Annotated in this window: 19 protein-coding genes and 1 other RNA gene; 13 read left to right on the top strand and 7 right to left on the bottom strand. The window is 67.5% G+C overall.

Going from position 1 to position 18,663, the window contains the following annotated elements:
• The first annotated feature begins 143 nt into the window (after window positions 1-143).
• A complete protein-coding gene (locus tag AC07NY_RS05800) occupies window positions 144-1,904 on the top strand; it encodes a sensor domain-containing diguanylate cyclase (RefSeq protein WP_494582435.1) in 1,761 nt (586 codons plus the stop codon).
• Between the two features lie 143 nt (window positions 1,905-2,047).
• On the opposite strand, the gene AC07NY_RS05795 is transcribed toward AC07NY_RS05800, so the two are convergent.
• Window positions 2,048-3,085 (bottom strand): L-idonate 5-dehydrogenase, encoded by a 1,038-nt coding sequence (locus AC07NY_RS05795; protein WP_494582434.1) that lies wholly within the window; start codon window positions 3,083-3,085, stop codon window positions 2,048-2,050.
• Window positions 3,086-3,215: 130 nt separating this feature from the next.
• On the opposite strand from AC07NY_RS05795, the gene AC07NY_RS05790 reads away from it, so the two are divergent.
• Entirely contained in the window at window positions 3,216-3,983 is a 768-nt protein-coding gene (locus AC07NY_RS05790) for an SDR family oxidoreductase (RefSeq protein ID WP_494582433.1), read from the top strand.
• Window positions 3,984-4,135: 152 nt separating this feature from the next.
• Here AC07NY_RS05790 and glmM read toward each other — a convergent pair whose 3' ends face one another.
• From glmM to ybgF, 4 genes are all read right to left on the bottom strand, one after another.
• Window positions 4,136-5,479, bottom strand: a complete 1,344-nt coding sequence (gene glmM, locus AC07NY_RS05785) for a phosphoglucosamine mutase (RefSeq protein ID WP_494582432.1) — start codon at window positions 5,477-5,479, stop codon at window positions 4,136-4,138.
• Window positions 5,480-5,642: 163 nt separating this feature from the next.
• Complete coding sequence (gene ftsH / locus AC07NY_RS05780; RefSeq protein WP_492284987.1) at window positions 5,643-7,574, bottom strand: ATP-dependent zinc metalloprotease FtsH; 1,932 nt, start codon at window positions 7,572-7,574, stop codon at window positions 5,643-5,645.
• A 110-nt stretch (window positions 7,575-7,684) separates the two neighbouring features.
• A complete protein-coding gene (tilS, locus tag AC07NY_RS05775) occupies window positions 7,685-8,740 on the bottom strand; it encodes a tRNA lysidine(34) synthetase TilS (protein WP_494582430.1) in 1,056 nt (351 codons plus the stop codon).
• On the bottom strand, window positions 8,737-9,681 hold the full coding sequence (ybgF, locus tag AC07NY_RS05770) for a tol-pal system protein YbgF (RefSeq protein ID WP_494582428.1): 945 nt from the start codon (window positions 9,679-9,681) through the stop codon (window positions 8,737-8,739). Before ybgF ends, tilS begins: the two co-directional genes overlap by 4 nt.
• Before the next feature lie 173 nt (window positions 9,682-9,854).
• Here ybgF and ssrS point away from each other — a divergent pair.
• The 4 genes from ssrS (at window position 9,855) to AC07NY_RS05750 (ending at window position 12,333) form a co-directional block, all read left to right on the top strand.
• Window positions 9,855-10,011: non-coding RNA, 6S RNA (gene ssrS / locus AC07NY_RS05765), on the top strand.
• A 6-nt stretch (window positions 10,012-10,017) separates the two neighbouring features.
• Window positions 10,018-10,605 carry a 5-formyltetrahydrofolate cyclo-ligase gene (locus tag AC07NY_RS05760; RefSeq protein ID WP_494582427.1) on the top strand — a complete coding sequence of 196 codons (588 nt, stop codon included), beginning with the start codon at window positions 10,018-10,020 and terminating at the stop codon, window positions 10,603-10,605.
• 55 nt (window positions 10,606-10,660) lie between these two features.
• Complete coding sequence (locus AC07NY_RS05755) at window positions 10,661-11,485, top strand: TIGR00282 family metallophosphoesterase (RefSeq protein WP_494582426.1); 825 nt, start codon at window positions 10,661-10,663, stop codon at window positions 11,483-11,485.
• A gap of 101 nt (window positions 11,486-11,586) precedes the next feature.
• Window positions 11,587-12,333 carry a YebC/PmpR family DNA-binding transcriptional regulator gene (locus tag AC07NY_RS05750; RefSeq protein ID WP_494582424.1) on the top strand — a complete coding sequence of 249 codons (747 nt, stop codon included), beginning with the start codon at window positions 11,587-11,589 and terminating at the stop codon, window positions 12,331-12,333.
• A gap of 102 nt (window positions 12,334-12,435) precedes the next feature.
• On the opposite strand, the gene AC07NY_RS05745 is transcribed toward AC07NY_RS05750, so the two are convergent.
• A complete protein-coding gene (locus tag AC07NY_RS05745) occupies window positions 12,436-13,215 on the bottom strand; it encodes a TSUP family transporter (RefSeq protein WP_494582423.1) in 780 nt (259 codons plus the stop codon).
• Between the two features lie 163 nt (window positions 13,216-13,378).
• On the opposite strand from AC07NY_RS05745, the gene ruvC reads away from it, so the two are divergent.
• The 5 genes from ruvC (at window position 13,379) to AC07NY_RS05720 (ending at window position 16,683) form a co-directional block, all read left to right on the top strand.
• Window positions 13,379-13,894, top strand: coding sequence for a crossover junction endodeoxyribonuclease RuvC (gene ruvC, locus AC07NY_RS05740; RefSeq protein ID WP_494582422.1), 516 nt, complete (start codon window positions 13,379-13,381; stop codon window positions 13,892-13,894).
• Between the two features lie 25 nt (window positions 13,895-13,919).
• Window positions 13,920-14,537: a Holliday junction branch migration protein RuvA gene (ruvA, locus tag AC07NY_RS05735; RefSeq protein ID WP_091857051.1), complete on the top strand. Its 618-nt coding sequence runs from the start codon at window positions 13,920-13,922 to the stop codon at window positions 14,535-14,537.
• Complete coding sequence (locus AC07NY_RS05730; protein ID WP_494582419.1) at window positions 14,534-15,025, top strand: GNAT family N-acetyltransferase; 492 nt, start codon at window positions 14,534-14,536, stop codon at window positions 15,023-15,025. Before ruvA ends, AC07NY_RS05730 begins: the two co-directional genes overlap by 4 nt.
• Before the next feature lie 23 nt (window positions 15,026-15,048).
• Complete coding sequence (ruvB, locus tag AC07NY_RS05725; RefSeq protein ID WP_492286076.1) at window positions 15,049-16,074, top strand: Holliday junction branch migration DNA helicase RuvB; 1,026 nt, start codon at window positions 15,049-15,051, stop codon at window positions 16,072-16,074.
• An 81-nt stretch (window positions 16,075-16,155) separates the two neighbouring features.
• The gene (locus AC07NY_RS05720; RefSeq protein ID WP_494582417.1) at window positions 16,156-16,683 is read left to right on the top strand and encodes a DUF3828 domain-containing protein; all 528 of its coding nucleotides are present in this window, start codon (window positions 16,156-16,158) and stop codon (window positions 16,681-16,683) included.
• Window positions 16,684-16,851: 168 nt separating this feature from the next.
• Here AC07NY_RS05720 and AC07NY_RS05715 read toward each other — a convergent pair whose 3' ends face one another.
• On the bottom strand, window positions 16,852-17,364 hold the full coding sequence (locus tag AC07NY_RS05715; protein WP_494582416.1) for a hypothetical protein: 513 nt from the start codon (window positions 17,362-17,364) through the stop codon (window positions 16,852-16,854).
• Window positions 17,365-17,491: 127 nt separating this feature from the next.
• On the opposite strand from AC07NY_RS05715, the gene ybgC reads away from it, so the two are divergent.
• Together ybgC and AC07NY_RS05705 are read left to right on the top strand one after the other, a co-directional pair.
• Window positions 17,492-17,896: a tol-pal system-associated acyl-CoA thioesterase gene (ybgC, locus tag AC07NY_RS05710; RefSeq protein ID WP_494582414.1), complete on the top strand. Its 405-nt coding sequence runs from the start codon at window positions 17,492-17,494 to the stop codon at window positions 17,894-17,896.
• 51 nt (window positions 17,897-17,947) lie between these two features.
• A complete protein-coding gene (locus AC07NY_RS05705) occupies window positions 17,948-18,604 on the top strand; it encodes a TetR/AcrR family transcriptional regulator (protein WP_492285000.1) in 657 nt (218 codons plus the stop codon).
• Window positions 18,605-18,663: the final 59 nt, after the last annotated feature.

Below are 18,663 nucleotides of genomic sequence, written 5' to 3'. Positions count from 1 at the left end.
GAAAAGGCGCCCTCCCGTCGCGCGATCCCGTGTCTGCGTAGCGGCACTTCGCGCCGCAACGCGCACGGGATGACCACGATTTCTTAAAGCTTACGCAACGGATCGGCCCCTACCTTGCGCCATCCCGCAAGGAAGCCGACCCGATGAGCCAGGCCGAAACCGGTCTGCCCCGCACGCATAGCCTGAAGGCCCGGGTCATGGGCTGGACGCTCGCCATCCTGGTGGCGATCGCGATTCCGGCCGGCGCGGCCTTCCTGTGGATCGTCGACGCGACCGTGGTGAAGCTCGGCACGCTCGTCGCCGAGAAGCAGATCCTGTTCGATCGCTATCGCGGGCTGGAAGCGCTGATGCGCGAGGTCTCGCTGGCCGAGACCGTCGCCCGCGCGCCCGCCATCGTCGACTGGGCCGAGAACGAGAATGATCCCGGGAAGGCCGAGCGCGGCTTGGCCGAGCTGGAGCATTACCGCCAGTCCTTCCGGGACCGCAGCTATTTCGCCGTCATCGCCGGCTCGGGTAATTACTATTTCAACGACAAGGACAACAGCTACGAGCACGCTCGCAAGCGCTACACGCTCTCGGCCGCCAACCCGCGCGACGGCTGGTACTACAAGACGGCGGCGCTCGGCACAGGCTGCCACCTGAATGTCGACAACGACGACAACCTCCGCGTCACCAAGGTCTGGATCAACTGCATCATCCGCAAGGATGGCCGCGTGCTGGGCATCATCGGCAGCGGTCTCGACCTGACCCAGTTCATCCGCGAGGTCGTCGATATCCCGCAGACCGGCGTGCAGAGCATGTTCGTCGATCGCAGCGGCGCCGTGCAGGCCCATCGCGACGCCAGCCTCGTCGACTTCCACAGCCTGACCAAGGACATCTCGTCCAAGAAGACGATCTACCAGATCATCGACAACGACCCGGACCGCAGCCTGCTCGGCCAGATGATCGCCCGCGTCGGGGCCGGCGACGACCTCGTGCAGTCCCGCTTCATGACCGTCGATGGCAAGCGCGTGCTCGTCGGCGTCGGTTATCTCGACCGCCTCGGCTGGTTCAACGTCACGGTGATGGATATCGACCGCATCATCGACCGCAGCCTGTTCCTGCCGCTCGGCCTGCTCTTCGGCGTGGTCCTGCTGGCGGCGGCCGCCCTGATGACCCTGCTGTTCAAGCGCGCGGTGCTCGACCGGCTTGCCCGCGTCGAGCATGCCGCCAGCCATGTCCGCGCCCGCGAGTTTCGCGCCGTTGCCATCGATGCCGGGCGCGACGAGATCGGCCGTCTGTCGCAGGCCTTCGGCACGATGGCGCGCAGCATCGAGGAGAACACCGCCCGTCTCGAGGAGGCCGTGCGCGAGCGCACCGAGCAGCTCGAGCGCCTCGCCCATGCCGATCCGCTGACCAGCGTCTTCAACCGCCGCGGTTTCGAGCGGGCCTTCGCGAAGAGCCGCAGCCGTGCCGGCCGCACCGGCCATCAGGCCGGCCTGCTGCTGGTCGATCTCGACAATCTCAAGCCGCTCAACGACCGCTACGGCCACCAGAGCGGCGACGAGGTCATCGCCGAACTTGCCAAGCGGATGACGGCGCTGCTGCGCGACCGCGACATCTGCGCCCGCTGGGGCGGCGACGAATTCATCCTGCTGCTCGACAATGTCGACCGCGCCGGGTTGTCGGCCATCGCGGGGGCGATCGTCGCAGCCGCCGCGGAACGCCCCGTCGCTCTCGACAGTGGCGCCTCCGTCTTCGTCACGACCAGCATCGGCGCGACCCTCCTGGAACCGGAGGATACGCTCAACGAAGCCGCCAGCCGGGCCGACGAAGCGCTCTATGTCGCCAAGCGCAACGGCCGCAACGGCTTCGCCATCAGCCCGCCGGATGAGCTTCCGCTGCGCCGGCGCAGCAGCGCCTGAAGCGTGTCATCCCGTGCGCGCTGCGGCATGGAATGCCGCTGCGCAGACACGGGACCGTCTCCCTGAAAAGGCGCCTTCCCCTCGCTCGATCCCGTGTCTGCACCGCGGCACTTCGCGCCGCAATGCGCACGGGATGATACGCTTCAAGCGAAGTCGAGCTGGACCTTGATCGCCTTCGACTTGTCGGCGGCGAGGTCGAAGGCCTCGACCGCCCGGTCGACCGGGATCGACGCCGTCAGCAACGGCGACAGGTCGATCGAGCCCGAGCCGATCATCGCCACCGCCCAGTCGAACTCCTCGTGAAAGCGGAAGGAGCCGCGCAGGTCGAATTCCTTGGCGACGACGACGTTCATCGGCAGCGTGAACTGACCGCCGACGCCAATCTGGACGATGACGCCGCCCGGCCGGACCACGTCGAAGGCGCCGGTCAGCGCATGCTGGTTGCCCGAGGCCTCGAACATCACGTCGAAGGCGCCCTTCTCCGCGCCGTACTCGGCCTTGAGCCGCTCCGGCTCGGCCGCGACATTGACCGTCGCTGTCGCGCCCATCCTGCGCGCCACCGGCAGCGGTCCGTCCACGACATCGGTCGCGACGATCTCGGAGGCGCCCGCCGCCTTGGCGGCGAGGATGGTCAGCGCGCCGATCGGCCCCGCCCCCGTCACCAGAACGCGCTTGCCGAGCAGTGGCCCGGCGCGCTTGGCGGCATGGAGGCAGACCGAGAGCGGTTCGGCGAAAGCCGCTTCCGCAGCCGTGACGCGCGGCGCGACCTTCACCGCCTGACGCTCCTCGACGACCAGAACATCGCGGAAACCGCCCTGCACATGCGGGAAGCGCATCGCCGAGCCGTAGAACAGCATATCCGTGCAGTGCTGCTGCAAGCCCATCTGGCAATAGCGGCAATGGCCGCAGGCGCGGCTCGGATTGACCGCAACCCGGTCGCCCGGCTTCACCCGCGAGACCTCGCCGCCGATCGCCTCGACCCGGCCGGCGATCTCATGGCCGAGGATCATCGGCTCGCGTACGCGGATCGTGCCGAAGCCGCCATGCAGGTAGTAATGCAGGTCCGAGCCGCAGATGCCGCCGGCCTCGATCCGCACGCGCACATCGCGCGGCCCGAGTTCGGGCGCGGTCGTCGGTTCGACGCGCAAATCCTTCTCGGCATGGATGACGACGGCACGCATGGCTCGCTCCCGAATTCGCCGCGCGACGGCGCGTGGCACCATTGTCTAATCGATTGAAACCTGCTTACCCAAAGCAGCGCCCCCGGCGCAAACCGAAATCGCCGGATCCGGCATTTTGCGAGGATAAGCCATGTCGCTGTCGCTGTTCAGTCTCGCCGGCAAGATCGCGCTCGTCACCGGCTCGGGCCAGGGCATTGGCCTCGCGCTCGCCGAAGGGCTCTCGGATGCCGGCGCCCATGTCGTGCTGAACGGCCGCGACCGGGCAAAGCTGGAGCGGGCGCAGCAGGCCCTCACGGCCGCCGGCCGCAAGGCTTCCATCGCTCCCTTCGACGTCACCGACCACGCAGCGGTCGAGGCCGGCGTCGCCATGATCGAGGCCGAGATCGGCCCGATCGACATCCTGATCAACAATGCCGGCATGCAGAAGCGCGCGCCGATCACCGAATTCCCGGTCGAGGGCTGGCACGAGGTGATCAACACCAACCTGCATTCGGTGTTCTACGTCACCCAGGCCGTGGCCAAGCGCATGGTGCCGCGCAAGCGCGGCAAGATCATCAGCATCGGCTCGGTGATGAGCGAGCTCGGTCGCGCCACCATCATCCCCTACACGGCGTCCAAGGGCGCGGTGAAGATGATGACGCGGGGCCTCGCCGCGGAGCTTGGCAAGCACAATATCCAGGCCAATGCCATCGGCCCCGGCTATTTCGCCACCGAGATCAATGCCGCGCTGATCGCGGATGAGGCCTTCTCGAACTGGGTCTGCACTCGCACGCCGGCCGGGCGCTGGGGCGAGACGAAAGAGCTGGCCGGCGCCGCGATCTTCCTGTCCTCGGCAGCGAGCGATTACGTCAACGGCCACCTGCTGATGGTCGATGGCGGCCTGACCTCGGTGGTGTGAATCCGTTCGGCCCCAATTGTCATCCCGGGCGCAGCGAAGCGAAGATCCGGGATCCATTCCGGAACGGTTCAGGCATGGATCCCGGATCGGCGCGGCTTCGCCGCTTGTCCGGGATGACCCGCGTGTACGCTAGACCAGCAGGCCGTGCCTGATCAGGCCGCGGCCTTCGTTACCGCCTCGACGACATCGTCGACCGCGCGCTCGACCAGGTCGCGGTCGTCGCCCTCGGCCATGACGCGGATCACCGGCTCGGTGCCGGAGGGGCGGATCACCAGGCGGCCGCTCTCGCCGAGAAGCTGCCTGGCGGCCTCGATCGCGCTCACGACCGGCTTCTCCTCCAGCGGGCGTCCCTTCTTGTAGCGGACGTTCTTGAGAATCTGCGGCAGCGGCTCGAAGCAGTGGCAGACCTCGGAGACCGGCTTGTCCATCCGCTTGACCACGGCGAGCAATTGCAGCGCCGCGACAAGCCCGTCGCCGGTCGTGCCGAAATCCGAGAGGATGATATGGCCGGATTGCTCGCCGCCCAGATTGAAGCCGTGGTTGCGCATGTGCTCCAGCACATAGCGGTCTCCGACAGCCGTGCGCGCCAGCGTGAGGCCGAGGCCCGCGAGATAACGCTCCAGGCCGAGATTGGACATGATCGTCGCGACGATGCCCGGCGCCGAGAGCCGGCCATCCTCCAGCCAAGAGCGCGCGATCACCGCCATCAGCTGGTCGCCGTCGACGACCTGGCCCTGCTCGTCGACCACCAGCACGCGATCGGCGTCGCCATCGAGCGCGATGCCGACATCGGCGCGCAATTCCCGGACCTTCGCCACCAGCGTCGCCGGATGGGTCGAGCCGACATCGCGGTTGATGTTGAAGCCGTCGGGCTCGTCGCCGATGACGATGACCTCGGCGCCAAGCTCCCAGAGCGCCTGCGGCGCGACCTTGTAGCCGGCACCGTTGGCGCAATCCAGCACGATGCGCAGGCCTTCGAGGCTCATGTTGCGCGGCATGGTGCGCTTGGCGAACTCGACATAGCGCGCATCGGCGCTGTCGATTCGCTTGGCCCGGCCGAGCTTGGGCGACCCCGACAGGCGGGAGGTCAGGTCGCCGTCGATCAGCCCCTCGATCTCGCGCTCGACCTCGTCGTTGAGCTTGTAGCCGTCGGGGCCGAACAGCTTGATGCCGTTATCCTCGTAGGCGTTGTGCGAGGCGGAGATCATCACGCCGAGATCGGCGCGCATCGAACGCGTCAGCATCGCGACCGCCGGGGTCGGCATCGGGCCGAGCAGCATCACGTCCATGCCGACCGAGGTGAAGCCCGCGACCATCGCGTATTCGATCATGTAGCCGGAGAGGCGGGTATCCTTGCCGATCACCACCCGGTGGCGATGCTCGCCGCGGCGGAAGGCGATACCCGTGGCCTGGCCGACCTTCAGGGCGAGGTCCGGCGTGATGACGCCGTTCGCTCGCCCGCGAATGCCGTCCGTTCCAAAATATTTGCGCGTCATCGTGATTCGGTTCCCAGCGGCGGCTCGCGCCCGGTTTTGGCCGTTCTATAGCCAAAAAACCTTTCCGCCTCGTCACAAATTGTGACGGAGCGTGACATCGCATTCGAGCGAACGAAAAAGGGCGGCCTCACGGCCGCCCTTTCGCATTCCATCTCGGCCAACCTCAACCCTGCGGCTGCGGCTGCGGCTCCAGGCCGGCATCCGGCTCGCCGCGCTTGCGGCCCTTGCCGGCGCTCGGCACGGCCGAGCCGCGGGGCGCATGCGGCGTATCGTCGGCATCGCGCACCGGGCGCTTGCCGGCGATCAGGTCGCGGATTTCCTCACCCGTCAGCGTCTCGAACTCGAGCAGCGCCTCGGCCACCGCGACGAACTCGTCATGGTGATCGGTGAGGATCTTCTTGGCGTCGGCATAGCCCTCGTCGACGAGGCGCTTCACCTCGGCATCGATCTTCTGCGCGGTCGACTCGGAGAGCGACTGGCTGCGGCCCATCGACATGCCCAGGAAGACCTCTTCCTGGTTGTCGCCATAGGCGACCATGCCGAGCTCGTCCGAATAGCCCATCTGCGTGACCATGGCCTTGGCCATCTTGGTCGCCTGCTGGATGTCGCCGGTCGCGCCCGAGGTGACGTTCTCGCGGCCGAAGGTGATCTCCTCCGCGACGCGCCCGCCCATGGCGACCGCGAGCTGCGAGGTGAACTCCTTGAACTTCATCGAGTAGCGGTCGCCCTCCGGCAGGAACTTGACCATGCCGAGCGCACGGCCGCGCGGGATGATCGTCGCCTTGTGCACGGGGATGCCGGCCGGGACATAGAGGCCGACGATGGCGTGACCGGCCTCGTGATAGGCGGTCAGCTTCTTCTCCTCCTCCGACATGGCCATGGACTTGCGCTCGGCGCCCATCATGACCTTGTCCTTGGCGTCCTCGAACTCGCCATGGGTGACCATGCGCTTGCCGCGGCGGGCTGCCAGCAGCGCCGCCTCGTTGACGAGGTTCATCAGGTCCGCGCCCGAGAAACCGGGCGTGCCGCGGGCGAGGATCTTGAGATCGACATCCGGCGCCATCGGCACCTTGCGGACATGGACGCGCAGGATCTTCTCGCGGCCGGCGACGTCCGGGTTCGGGACGACGATCTGGCGGTCGAAGCGGCCCGGACGCAGCAGCGCGGGATCGAGAACGTCGGGACGGTTGGTCGCGGCGATGATGATGACGCCCTCGTTCGGCTCGAAGCCGTCCATCTCCACGAGGAGCTGGTTCAGCGTCTGCTCGCGCTCGTCATTGCCGCCGCCGAGGCCGGCGCCGCGATGGCGGCCGACCGCGTCGATCTCGTCGATGAAGATGATGCAGGGCGCGTTCTTCTTGGCCTGTTCGAACATGTCGCGGACGCGGCTGGCGCCGACGCCGACGAACATCTCGACGAAGTCAGAGCCCGAGATCGTGAAGAACGGCACATTGGCCTCGCCTGCGACGGCGCGCGCGGTGAGCGTCTTACCGGTACCGGGAGGGCCGACGAGCAGGACGCCGCGCGGAATGCGCCCGCCCAGCCGCTGGAACTTCTGCGGGTCGCGCAGGAACTCGACGATCTCCTGCAGGTCCTCCTTGGCCTCGTCGATGCCCGCGACATCCTCGAAGGTGACGCGGCCATGCGCTTCGGTCAGGAGCTTGGCCTTGGACTTGCCGAAGCCCATCGCCCGGCCGGCGCCATTCTGCATCTGGCGGGACATGAAGATCCACAGGCCGATGAAGATGACGAAGGGCAGCGAGTTGACCAGCAGCGCCATGAACCAGGGCGTGCCTTCCGACGGAGCCTTGGCCGAGACCTGCACGCCCTTCTGGGCCATGGTCTTCAGCAGGTTCGGATCGCCATAGGGCGCATAGGTCACGAAGCTGCGACCATCCGAGAAGGAGCCGGAAATCTCCTGGCCGGCGACGACGACGTTCGAAACGCGTCCGGCCTCGGCCTCGTTGATCAGCTGGCTATAGGGGATTTCATTGGTGCTGGCACGCTGGCTCGGGCTCTGGAACAGAGTGACCAGCGCCAAGACCAGCAGGAAGATCACCACCCAGAGGGCGAAATTGCGAAAATTCGGATTCATTCCCAGTCCGATCGGGCCTCCCGGATCGCCGGATGAGGCCTAGAGTTTCCCGATGATCAATTTAGGTGTCGCATACGTCCTTGCCAAGGGAAAGCAATGGCGTGGCGGCACTATGACGCCGAAGGGTGAACACCGCGTCTGCGAGGGGGCTCGATTTGCAGCGCCAGGACTCTGTCGCGGCCGAGCGAGAGAATGCAGCCCGACAAGGTCCGCCGCAAGGTCGAACCGGCGCGGGCCGCCTCCACCAAAGCTGCCCCACAGGCCTCCAGCCGCTCCAGCCGGCCGTAGCCTTCACTTCCCGGCCTGACCGCATCGAGCGCCAGCCCAAGAACCCGCAGGACGATCTCTTCCGGCTCCGTGACGAGTGCGGAGAAACGCAGGCGCAGACCACCTTCGGTCGCTCCAGCCGGCAACATCACCTCCGCCAGCACCCTGCTGGCACGATGCGCGGCGGCCTCGTCCAGTCGCGCCATTCTCTCCGCCAGCCGCCCCAGCCGCTCTGCCGTCAGCCCCTGCTCCGCCAGTACCGGCATCACCTCCCGCCAGCGCACCCGCTCGAACCGCTGGTCGCGATTGCTGGGGTCGCGGACGAAAGACAACCCGCGTGCTTCTGCCGTCGCGACGAGGCGCGCCTTGGGGATACCGAGCAAGGGCCTTGCCAACGGAACCCCATCGACCTCGCTACGCCCGCGCATCCCGACGAGCCCGGAAGGGCCGGAGCCATGGGAGAGCCGCATCAGCATCGTCTCGGCCTGATCGTCGAGCGTATGGGCCGTAACCAGCGTCGCGCCGTCGAGTCGCCTCGCCTCGTTCGCCAGAAGGGCATAGCGGGCCCGGCGCGCTTCAGCCTGTACGCCGCTCGCCGGTTTTCTGCCTTCCCAGCGCAGGGTCGCATGGCCAACGCCGAGCTTGGCGCAGAGGCCCGCGACAGCGGCAGCCTCCTCGGCGGATTCCGGGCGCAACCCGTGATCGACCGTCGCAGCATGGAGAGCCGGGCGACCGGGCAGCTGAGCCCAAGCGGCCAGAAGCGCCAGAAGCGCCACCGAATCCGGCCCGCCGGATACGGCGACAAGCAGTGCTGCCTCATCCGACAGCCCTTTAAAAGCAGCGCCGGCCTCGACGAGCGAGACCGGCGCGATGTTGTCTGCGATCGGGGCCGCGCTCAAGCGCAGCCGGAGCGGCGGCGTTCGCGAACGATACCCTGGCGCACCGTGTTGGAGGCGCTGGGATAGTCGACGCCGACCTTGGCATAGGTGGCGCAGGCCTGTTCCTTGGCGCCGAGCCCATTCAGGGACATGCCGAGCTTGAGCAGGCTGTCCGGCGCCTTGGCCGCCTTCGGCGATTCCCGCGAGATCTTCAGGAACTGCTCGGCCGCCTCGCGATAGCGCTGGCGCTGGAGATAGCTCTCGCCGAGCCAATAGGTCGCATCGACCGCCTGCCGGTCGCGCGGATAGCTCTGCAGGAACTGGCGGAAACCCATCTCGGCCTGCTCGTATTCCTTGCGCTGGAGCGAGGCGAAGGCGAGGTCATAGGCATCCTTGGCGCTTTGCGGGCCGCTCGCGGCGGCGACGCTCGCGCCGCGCGGTCTGTCCTGCGGCAACCCGCCCTGCGGCACCGGCCGCCCGACACCTTGCAGGTCCAGCGGCTGGCCCGTGGCCGGGCCGCCGGCATAATCATCCTCGATGATGCCGGCGATCGCGCCGCCGCCGCCGAGCTGCTGGGGCGCCCCGGCGGCACCCTGCTGCATCGTCGGATCAAAGGCGTCGCCGCGGCGTTGGCGCTGCGGCGCTCCGCCGGCAGGCGGCGCGCCCGCCGGGCCGGGAGCCGCCGTGCTCGGACGCCCGCCACCGCCCTTCTCGTTCAGGCGGAAATCGACGTCTTCCTGGAACTTGCGGAGCTGCTCGGAGAGCCGCCGATTCTCGAACTGGAGCTGCTCGATCTGGCCGGACATCTGGCGCAGCTGGTTTTCCAGCCGCGTCGTGCGGACCAGCAGATCGGCCGCGTCCTGCGCCGTGGCCGGCACAACGCCGCCGGCCAACGCAGCGGAGAGCGCCAAAGCGGCCAGTCCCGGACGGGAGAGATGGCGGGCTAGGAGAGAACGAAGCATCGTTGAGACCGGTTTCCGTACATGTCGCGCGCGTCTCTATACCATCAGCTCACCACGGCCAAAATATGAACATTTTCATGGCGGGCCTGATCAGAGGCGCGCCATGTGCAAACCTAGGGCAAACGCATAAAGAACCACTGGCGCTTTGCCGGCGACGACCCTACATTGGCGGAGCGGGGCTGCCTGGTGCGTGCGAGACAGCATTCCCCGGGCCCATACGACTCCCTAGGGAGCTGTCCCTGACCGGGTCCCTGGATCCGGACACACGGCGCCCACCTACTTCTGTAGGTGTCCCGGGATTCAAAACTCCACGGCCGAGGTGGCTCCGCAACCTTCATGACGATGACGTCCGACACGCACGCTCCGCCCTCCCCGCGCAAAGCGGCCCTCCGCGCGGAAGCGCTGGCCCGCCGCGACGGGCTCGATCTCGACAATCGGCTGGAATGGGATGCGGAGATCGCCGCCCACGCCCTTGCCCTCCCAGTCTGGAAGGGCAGCACCGGGCCCGTCTCGGCCTATTGGCCGATGCGCTCGGAGGCCGATCCCCGCCCGATCCTCGAAACCCTGCATGAGCGCGGCCTGCCGCTCTGCCTGCCGGCTATCGTCGACAAGCGCATGATCTTCCGGCGCTGGGCGCCCTATGAACCGATCGTGCCCGGCGGCTTCGGCACGCTCGTTCCCGCGCCCGACCAGGCGGAGCTGAACCCCACGATCCTGCTCGTGCCGCTCGCCGCCTTCGACCGGCGCGGCTACCGCATCGGCTACGGCAAAGGCTATTACGACCGCGCCCTCTCCGAACTTGGCCCGACCGTCAGCATCGGCATCGGCTACGCCGCGCAGGAGATCGACGCGGTGCCGGAAGAGCCGCATGACCGGCGCCTCGACTGGATCGTGACCGAGCGCGAAGCCCTTCGTTGCGGTTGATTCCCGCGCGCCTTCGCGCGAGGGAGAAAGCCTTCGCGGTTTTCGAGTCTGTTTCATGCGCCTTCTCTTCCTCGGTGACATCGTCGGCCGCCCCGGCCGGATTGCGGTTCAGGAGCGTTTGCCCGCCCTGCGCGAGGCCTGGAAGCTCGACTGCGTCATCATCAACGGCGAGAACTCGGCCGGTGGCTTCGGCATCACCGAAGCGATCTGCGACGAGATCCTCGCCGCTGGCGCCGATGTCGTGACGCTCGGCAACCATTCCTGGGACCAGCGCGAGGCCCTCGTCTTCATTAACAGGCAGGATCGCTTGATCCGCCCGGCCAATTATCCGCCGGGAACGCCCGGCCGCGGCGCGACCGTGATCGAGGCCCGCAACGGCGCCCGCGTCCTCGTCGTCAACGTCATGGGCCGGCTGTTCATGGACGCGCTCGACGATCCCTTCGCCGCAGTCGAGCGCGAACTCTCCGCCTGCCCCCTCGGCGAAGTGGCGGACGCCGTCATCGTCGACGTCCATGCCGAGGCGACCAGCGAGAAGCAGGCCATGGGCTATTTCCTCGACGGCCGCGCCAGCCTCGTCGTCGGCACACATACCCATGCACCGACCTCCGACACCCGCATCCTGCCCGGCGGCACCGCCTACCAGTCCGATGCCGGCATGTGCGGCGACTATGATTCCGTGCTCGGCATGCAGAAGGACGAGCCGGTCCGCCGCTTCCTGCAGAAGGTGCCGGGCGCCCGCCTCGAGCCGGCGACCGGCGAAGGCACGCTCTCCGGCGTCGCGGTCGATATCGACGATGCGACCGGCCTGGCCAAAGCGGTCTGGGCCGTGCGCGTCGGCCCACATCTCAGCCAGGCCGTGCCGGAAGCCTGGATTTCCTGACGCTTTACGGCCCGCGCAGCGCTTGCGCGCGGGCGGAGCCGGCGCCTATAAGGCCGGCTTCCAGCGCTTTCCGCCGCAACCCTCGAAGGTAACGAGCTCCCATGGCCGGCCATTCACAGTTCAAGAACATCATGCACCGCAAGGGCAAGCAGGATGCCGTGCGCTCCAAGCTGTTCTCGAAACTGGCCCGCGAAATCACCGTCGCCGCCAAGATGGGCATGCCCGACATCAACATGAACCCGCGCCTGCGCATGGCGGTACTCGCCGCGCGCGCCGAGAACATGCCGAAGGACAACATCCAGCGCGCCATCAACAAGGCGGCCGGCGGCGAAGGCGACAACTATGATGAGGTCCGCTACGAGGGCTACGGCCCGGGCGGCGCCGCCGTCATCGTCGAGGCGCTGACCGACAACCGCAACCGCACCGCCTCCGCCGTGCGCTCCTACTTCACCAAGTCGGGCGGCGCGCTGGGCGAAAGCAACTCCGTTTCCTTCATGTTCAACCGCGTCGGCGAGATCAGCTATCCGCCGGAGGCCGGCGACGCCGACAAGCTGATGGAAGCCGCGATCGAAGCCGGCGCCGACGACGTGATCTCGGACGAGAACGGCCACACCATCCTCTGCGCCTTCGACGCGCTGAACGAGGTCTCCAAGGCGCTCGAAGCTTCGCTGGGTGCTCCCGCCTCGGCCAAACCCGTCTGGCGCCCGACGACTTCCGCTCCGCTCGACGAGGACAAGGCGGCCTCGATGATGAAATTGATGGAAGCGCTCGACAACGACGACGACGTCCAGAACGTCTTCGCCAATTTCGAGATCGCCGACGACATCATGGCCAAGCTCAGCGCCTGAGCCGAAGCCAGCACCTTCCGCATCATGGCCGGGCCCGTCTCGGCCATTTGCGTTTTTGCGGCCTCGATATGGCGTCGAGAACGCGGATGCCCGCGACGTCTCCTACCGCCCGATCACGACATCCCAGAGCGGCAGGCTGATCAGCGCGCTGAGAAAAATCACCAGATAGGCCCCGCGCCGGAAAGTCTCCTCCGAGGCCAGCCGGAAGCCATGCGTTCCGGCCCAGAGCCCGATGCCGTAGACGGCGAAGAGCGGCACCGCCATCAGCAAGGCGCCGCCGGTCAGAATTCCCTTCCACCACAAGACCGTGCCGCTGATCAGCGTCGAAACGCCGAAAAAGGCCTGCAGGTTGGCCCGCGTTTTGTGCCGGTCGTTGCGCTGCGCGCCGAGCCAGAACACCGCGAGCGGCATGCCGCCGATCGAGGCCATGCCGTTGAACAGACCGGACAGCGCCCCGACCCCGAGCGAAAGCGGAATCGTCGGCCGCCCGTGATAGCGCCAGCCCGACGCCATCAGCGCGACCGCGATCAGCACGAGCAAGGCCAGCACCCAACGCATCGTCTCGCGGTCGAGCCAGATCAGCAGCCAGATGCCGGCCGGCAGCGCCAGCGTCGCGGTCAGCAGCAGCGGCAGGATCTCGCGCCATTCCGCCTGCCGGGCGCTGCGCGCCGCGATCGGCAGCGCATAAGGCAGGTCGATGAACCAGATCAGGCCGAGCGCCGCTACCGGCCCCAACACGACCGAGGCCAGCGGCATGAACACCATGGCGAAACCGAAGCCGGTGAAGCCGCGCACGAGCCCGCCGAGCAGCGTCGCGGCCAGCAGGACGGCGATGCCGGAGGCCGAGACGCCGGGCATGAAGGAAGACAGGATCGAGGACATGGAGCCGGCTGGAGAAGAAAGATGCGGCGAACCATGCCCGCAGGCCGGCAGCAAGAACAACTTTCCTTTTTGATGTCATCGATCAGGGGAATTCATCCCGCCCCGTCCCGTCGCCCGTCTCGGCGCGGGACAAATCCGAAACATCCGCTAGGTTGAGCCCGTCATGGCACCTCCGATTCGCATCCTCGGCATCGATCCCGGCCTCCGGAAAACCGGCTGGGGCATCGTGATCTCGGAAGGCAGCAAGCTCTCCTTCGTCGCCTGCGGCTGCATCGAGAGCGACGGCACCCTGTCGCTCGGCCAGCGCCTGCGGCAATTGCACGAAGGCCTGAACAAGGTCCTCGCCGCGCATCGCCCGCACGAGGCCGCCGTCGAGGAGACCTTCATCAACCGCGACCCGCAATCGGCGCTGAAGCTCGGCCAGGCCCGCGGCATCGCGCTGGTCGTACCGGCGCTCGCCGGGCTCGATGTCGCGGAATATGCCGCCAACCTCGTCAAGAAGACCGTGGTCGGCGTCGGCCATGCCGACAAGAAGCAGGTCCAGGCGATGATCCGCGTGCTCCTGCCCAAGGCCGAGACCTCCTCGGCCGATGCCGCGGACGCACTTGCCGTCGCGATCTGCCATGCCCAGCATCGCGGCATGAAGGCGCTGGTCGCGCAGATGCGAGCGGCGGGTTGAACGAGACGGCCGGGGGAACGAGACGATGATCGGCAAGCTCAAGGGCCTGATCGATTCCTATGGCGAGGACCACGTCATCATCGACGTGCAGGGGGTCGGCTATGTCGTGCAGTGCTCGGCGCGCACGCTCCAGCGCCTGCCCCAGCCGGGCGAGGCGGCCGCGCTCTCGATCGAGACCCATGTCCGCGAGGATGCGATCCGCCTCTACGGCTTCATGTCTGACAATGAGCGCGACTGGTTCCGCCTGATGCAGGTCGTGCAGGGCGTCGGCGCCAAGGTCGCGCTTGCGATCCTCTCGACGCTCGATCCGGGCGGGCTCGCCACCGCTATCGCCACCAACGACAAGGCCGCGATCGCCCGCGCGCCCGGCGTCGGCCCCAAGCTGGCACAGCGCCTCTGCGCCGAGCTCAAGGACAAGGCCCCGGCCTTCGGCCATATCGATCCGGGCGTCGCCCAGCTCGCCGGCGCGCTCGAAGACCGCAAGCTGCCTCAACCGATCGCAGACGCCGTGTCGGCGCTCGCCAATCTCGGCTATCCTCAGGCGCAGGCGGTGGCAGCGGTTGCGGCTGCGGCCAAGGCCGCCGGCGATGGGGCCGGCACGGCCCAGCTCATCAAGCTGGGCCTGAAGGAACTGGCGAAGTGAGCGAAGCGCCCGACGAGCTTCAACTGCGCGTCGTCACCGACAAGACCGAGCTGTGCCGCATCATGCTGGCGAGCTGGGGCTCGCACAGCATGATGATCGACCTGCACGTCTACGATGTCGCCGAGATCGACGCGCTCGGCCTGTTCGACGGCTCGGGCAAGACGGCGGCACTGGCAAGCTGGACCGTGCGGGGCGACAGCGCCTATCTCTGCGCGCTCCATTCGCTGAAACCCGGCGAAGGCGTTGCGATCCAGATGCTCGACGCCGTGATCTTCGCCGCGCGCAAGGCCGGCGCGAAAAGGCTCAAGGCCATGCTGACCAATGACAACATGCCCGGCATGACCTTCTACCAGCGCCGCGGCTTTCGCCTCTCGGGGCTTTATATCGAGGCGATCGACCACTACCGCTCGGTCGTGCCTGATATCATCAAGACGGGGTACAAGGACATTCCGATCCACGACGCCATCGAGCTGGAGATCGCGCTGTGAGCGAACCCAAACGCTCCGGCCTGATGACGGCCGAACGCCGCGATGACGACAGCGAAACCTCGCTGCGTCCTCTGTCTCTGTCCGATTTCACCGGCCAGGCGGCGGCGCGCGCCAATCTCCAGGTCTTCATCAACGCCGCCAAGAGCCGTGGCGACGCGCTCGACCATGTCCTCTTCGTCGGCCCACCCGGTCTCGGCAAGACCACGCTGGCGCAGATCGTTTCGCGCGAGCTCGGCGTCAATTTCCGCTCGACCTCGGGCCCGGTCATCGCCAAGGCCGGCGACCTGGCCGCCCAGCTCACCAATCTCGAAGAGCGCGACGTGCTCTTCATCGACGAGATCCACCGCCTCAACCCAGCGGTCGAGGAAATCCTCTATCCGGCGATGGAGGATTATCAGCTCGACCTGATCATCGGCGAAGGCCCCGCCGCCCGCTCGGTCAAGATCGACCTGCCCAAATTCACGCTCGTCGGCGCCACCACCCGCGCCGGCCTTTTGACCACGCCGCTGCGTGACCGCTTCGGCATCCCGATCCGGCTGCAGTTCTACACGGTCGAGGAATTGCAGGGCATCGTCGCGCGCGGCGCCCGTGTGCTCGGCGTGCCGATGTCCGACGACGGCGCCAACGAGATCGCCAAGCGCTCCCGCGGCACGCCCCGCATCGCCGGGCGCCTGCTCCGGCGCGTGCGCGACTTCGCCATCGTCGACGGCGACCCGATCGTCACCCGCAAGGTCGCCGACAAGGCGCTCTCCCTGCTCGATGTCGACGCCATCGGCCTCGACCAGATGGACCGGCGCTATCTCACTACCGTCGCGATCAATTTCGGCGGCGGCCCGGTCGGGATCGAGACCATCGCCGCCTCGCTCTCCGAGCCGCGCGACGCGATCGAGGAGATCATCGAGCCCTTCCTGCTCCAGCAGGGCTTCATCCAGCGCACCCCGCGCGGGCGCCTGCTGACGCCCCATGCCTTCCGCCATCTCGGCATGCCCGAGCCCTCGCGCGAGACGGCGCAGTTCGGGCTGTTCGGCAGCGATGAGGACGGCGAATAAGGCGGCGCATCGTCCGGCATATGCAGGATGCGCGACCGCCCGCCGCGCTTCACCGATCAGGTATCGCCTCGGAGGTCGCCCATGTCAGCCACCCATCTCGTCGCGCCGACCGCAACCGTCTTCGGATTGCTGGCGGCCGGCCTTGCCCTCGCCGATGACGGCGTACCTTCGGGCCCGGTGAAGGAGGCCTATGCGATCACGGTCAAGACGCTCGCCGGGCGCGGTGCGCCGCCCTGGCGCCCGCCGCATCGCGACAAGCTGATGACGAAGGACTTCGCCGCCCTCTTCGCCCGCGACGACCTCTTTCAGGACGAGGCCGGCGAAATGGGCCATATCGGTGCCGACCCCTTCATCAACGGTCAGGACGGCGAGGTGAAGAAGCTGAGCCTGGACACGATCCCCGTCGCGGCCGGCAAGGCGACGGTGCTCGCGAATTTCCGCAGCTTCGGCAAGCCGGTCGTCGTCGAGTTCAGGATGCTCCGCGAAAATGGCGGCTGGCGCATCGACGACATCGTCAACAGCTTCGAAGGCAAGGCCTATTCGGTCCGCGAACAGTTCTCGCAGCCCTATGATTGCGGCTCCTTCATGGGCAAGCCCTGCAAACGCTGAACGCCTGTAGGGGAAAGCCTGCCGATTTTCTGGAGACCCACGCCGTCATCCCGGACAAGCCGCGTTAGCGGCGCCGCTCCGGGATCCATCGTAGAGCTCCGCGACCCTTCGATGGATCCCGGGGCAGGCCCGGGATGACGCCGTGGTTCCGAGATCACTCGGCAGCGTCTACGACTGCCGCGCGATCTTCGAGCGCATCATCGCCGGCCGCGCGCCGGCATCGTTCAGCGCACCTGATTTCACCGCCTTCGGATTCTCGACCGGCCGCATGCCCTTGCCGGCCGTGCGGCTGGCAGGCCTCTCGGCCGCGAGCTGGCGCTGTTTGAGGGCGAGCGCCTTCCGCGCGAGGCTGCGCTGGCTCGGCAACTTGGCCTTCTCCTCGCGACGCGTGCGCTCGGCGCCGACGCGCTTCAGCGCCGCCGTCAGCGCATCGGCCTTCGCCTTCGTGCCGGTATTGTCGGTCGCGGCCCTGGCACCCTTCGGCTCGGCCTTGCCGCGCATCTCGCGCTTCTGGCGGCGAGCGCCGTCGCGGGCCTTGTCGCGGCGCTCACGCAACTTGGCGGAGAGGTCGCGCAGCTCATCGTCCGGAAGAGCCCCGATCGCGCTGCGATGGGTCCGGGCGACGAGATCGGCCTCGGCCTTGTCGAGCAGCCTCGCGGTCGCCTTGCTGGATTGCGCCATGACGGATCCTCCCTTGCTGTGATCACGCAACGGGCAACGCCTCTTCGGCAAAGCAGTTCCAGCCTTTCCGAAGCCATACCTCCTGGTCTATGGCAGCTTCAGCCGTTCGAAACCGCTCCGGAGTACCATGAGCAGGGTCCATCGCATCGAGGTTCGCGTCTATTACGAGGACACCGACTTTTCCGGCGTCGTCTACCACGCCTCCTATCTGCGTTTCATGGAGCGCGGCCGCACGGAACTGATCCGCGCGCTCGGCGTCGAACAGCGCGAACTCTTCGACGGCGAGACGGCGCTCGGCTTCGCCGTGCGCAAGATGACCATCGACTTCCTGCGACCGGCCGTGATGGATGACTTGCTGACCGTCGAGACCCGCTCGGTCGAGGCGCGGGGCGCCACCATGGACCTCGAACAGCGCGTGCTACGCGGTGAGGAGGTGCTGATCACCGCCGCGGTCAAGGTCGCCTGCGTCGGCGGCGGACGTGCCCGCCGCATCCCCGACGGCTTGCGCAAGCGCCTGATGCTCGACGACTGAGAACCTCCGCGACAGTCGACGCAGCCCCACCCGCATGTTAGCGCTCCTTACATGAGCTGGAAGCGCGACCGCCCCGAGACACCCCGCGGCTATCACCATGGCAACCTCAAGGAGGAGCTGGTGAAGGCCGCCCTCGGGCTGATCGGCGAGAAGGGTCCCAACGGTTTCACCTTCGCCGAGGCCGCGCGCATGGCAGGCGTCAGCCCGGCCGCGCCCTATCGCCATTTCCGCGACCGCGACGAACTCCTGGCCGATGTCGCGGCCCGTGGCTTCCAGGCTTTCGAGGCGGCTTTGTCGCACGCCTGGGACCAGGGCCGGCCCGATCCCGAGACCGCCTTCCACCGGCTGGGGCGCGCCTATCTCGCCTTCGCCCATGACGAGCCCGCCTATTACTCGGCGATGTTCGAGGCCGGCGTGCCGCTCGACGCCAGTCAGGAACTGCGCGCCGCCGCCGACCGCGCCTTCGCCGGCTTGCGCCAGGCCTCCGAAGCGCTGATCGCGCAATTGCCGCAGGGCAAGCGGCCCCCGGCCCTGATGATGGCCCTGCATGTCTGGGCGATGTCGCATGGCGTCGCCGCCCTGTTCGGCCGCGCCGATGGCGGGCGCCGCCCCCTGCCGATGTCGGCCGCGGAGCTGCTGGAGGCCGGCATGCTGATCTACCTCCAGGGCCTGGGCATCGGCCGCAACGGCCCCTCCACGTCCGGCTGATTCTTTTTGCCGAGCCCACTTCTTGACAAGCGGCAGGGTCAGGCGCATCTATGTAAATG

The organism is Allobosea sp. GW821-FHT09G06 (genome assembly GCF_059416005.1).
This window is presented reverse-complemented; position numbering and strand designations above follow the sequence as displayed.

What these genes read in the sequence shown, in the direction of transcription:
- AC07NY_RS05800 (WP_494582435.1), top strand. Translation starts at nt 144, where the DNA reads ATGAGCCAGGCCGAAACCGGTCTGCCCCGCACGCATAGCCTGAAGGCC.
- AC07NY_RS05795 (WP_494582434.1), bottom strand. Translation starts at nt 3,085, where the DNA reads ATGCGTGCCGTCGTCATCCATGCCGAGAAGGATTTGCGCGTCGAACCG.
- AC07NY_RS05790 (WP_494582433.1), top strand. Translation starts at nt 3,216, where the DNA reads ATGTCGCTGTCGCTGTTCAGTCTCGCCGGCAAGATCGCGCTCGTCACC.
- glmM (WP_494582432.1), bottom strand. Translation starts at nt 5,479, where the DNA reads ATGACGCGCAAATATTTTGGAACGGACGGCATTCGCGGGCGAGCGAAC.
- ftsH (WP_492284987.1), bottom strand. Translation starts at nt 7,574, where the DNA reads ATGAATCCGAATTTTCGCAATTTCGCCCTCTGGGTGGTGATCTTCCTG.
- ybgF (WP_494582428.1), bottom strand. Translation starts at nt 9,681, where the DNA reads ATGCTTCGTTCTCTCCTAGCCCGCCATCTCTCCCGTCCGGGACTGGCC.
- AC07NY_RS05760 (WP_494582427.1), top strand. Translation starts at nt 10,018, where the DNA reads ATGACGATGACGTCCGACACGCACGCTCCGCCCTCCCCGCGCAAAGCG.
- AC07NY_RS05755 (WP_494582426.1), top strand. Translation starts at nt 10,661, where the DNA reads ATGCGCCTTCTCTTCCTCGGTGACATCGTCGGCCGCCCCGGCCGGATT.
- AC07NY_RS05750 (WP_494582424.1), top strand. Translation starts at nt 11,587, where the DNA reads ATGGCCGGCCATTCACAGTTCAAGAACATCATGCACCGCAAGGGCAAG.
- AC07NY_RS05745 (WP_494582423.1), bottom strand. Translation starts at nt 13,215, where the DNA reads ATGTCCTCGATCCTGTCTTCCTTCATGCCCGGCGTCTCGGCCTCCGGC.
- ruvC (WP_494582422.1), top strand. Translation starts at nt 13,379, where the DNA reads ATGGCACCTCCGATTCGCATCCTCGGCATCGATCCCGGCCTCCGGAAA.
- ruvA (WP_091857051.1), top strand. Translation starts at nt 13,920, where the DNA reads ATGATCGGCAAGCTCAAGGGCCTGATCGATTCCTATGGCGAGGACCAC.
- ruvB (WP_492286076.1), top strand. Translation starts at nt 15,049, where the DNA reads ATGACGGCCGAACGCCGCGATGACGACAGCGAAACCTCGCTGCGTCCT.
- AC07NY_RS05720 (WP_494582417.1), top strand. Translation starts at nt 16,156, where the DNA reads ATGTCAGCCACCCATCTCGTCGCGCCGACCGCAACCGTCTTCGGATTG.
- AC07NY_RS05715 (WP_494582416.1), bottom strand. Translation starts at nt 17,364, where the DNA reads ATGGCGCAATCCAGCAAGGCGACCGCGAGGCTGCTCGACAAGGCCGAG.
- ybgC (WP_494582414.1), top strand. Translation starts at nt 17,492, where the DNA reads ATGAGCAGGGTCCATCGCATCGAGGTTCGCGTCTATTACGAGGACACC.
- AC07NY_RS05705 (WP_492285000.1), top strand. Translation starts at nt 17,948, where the DNA reads ATGAGCTGGAAGCGCGACCGCCCCGAGACACCCCGCGGCTATCACCAT.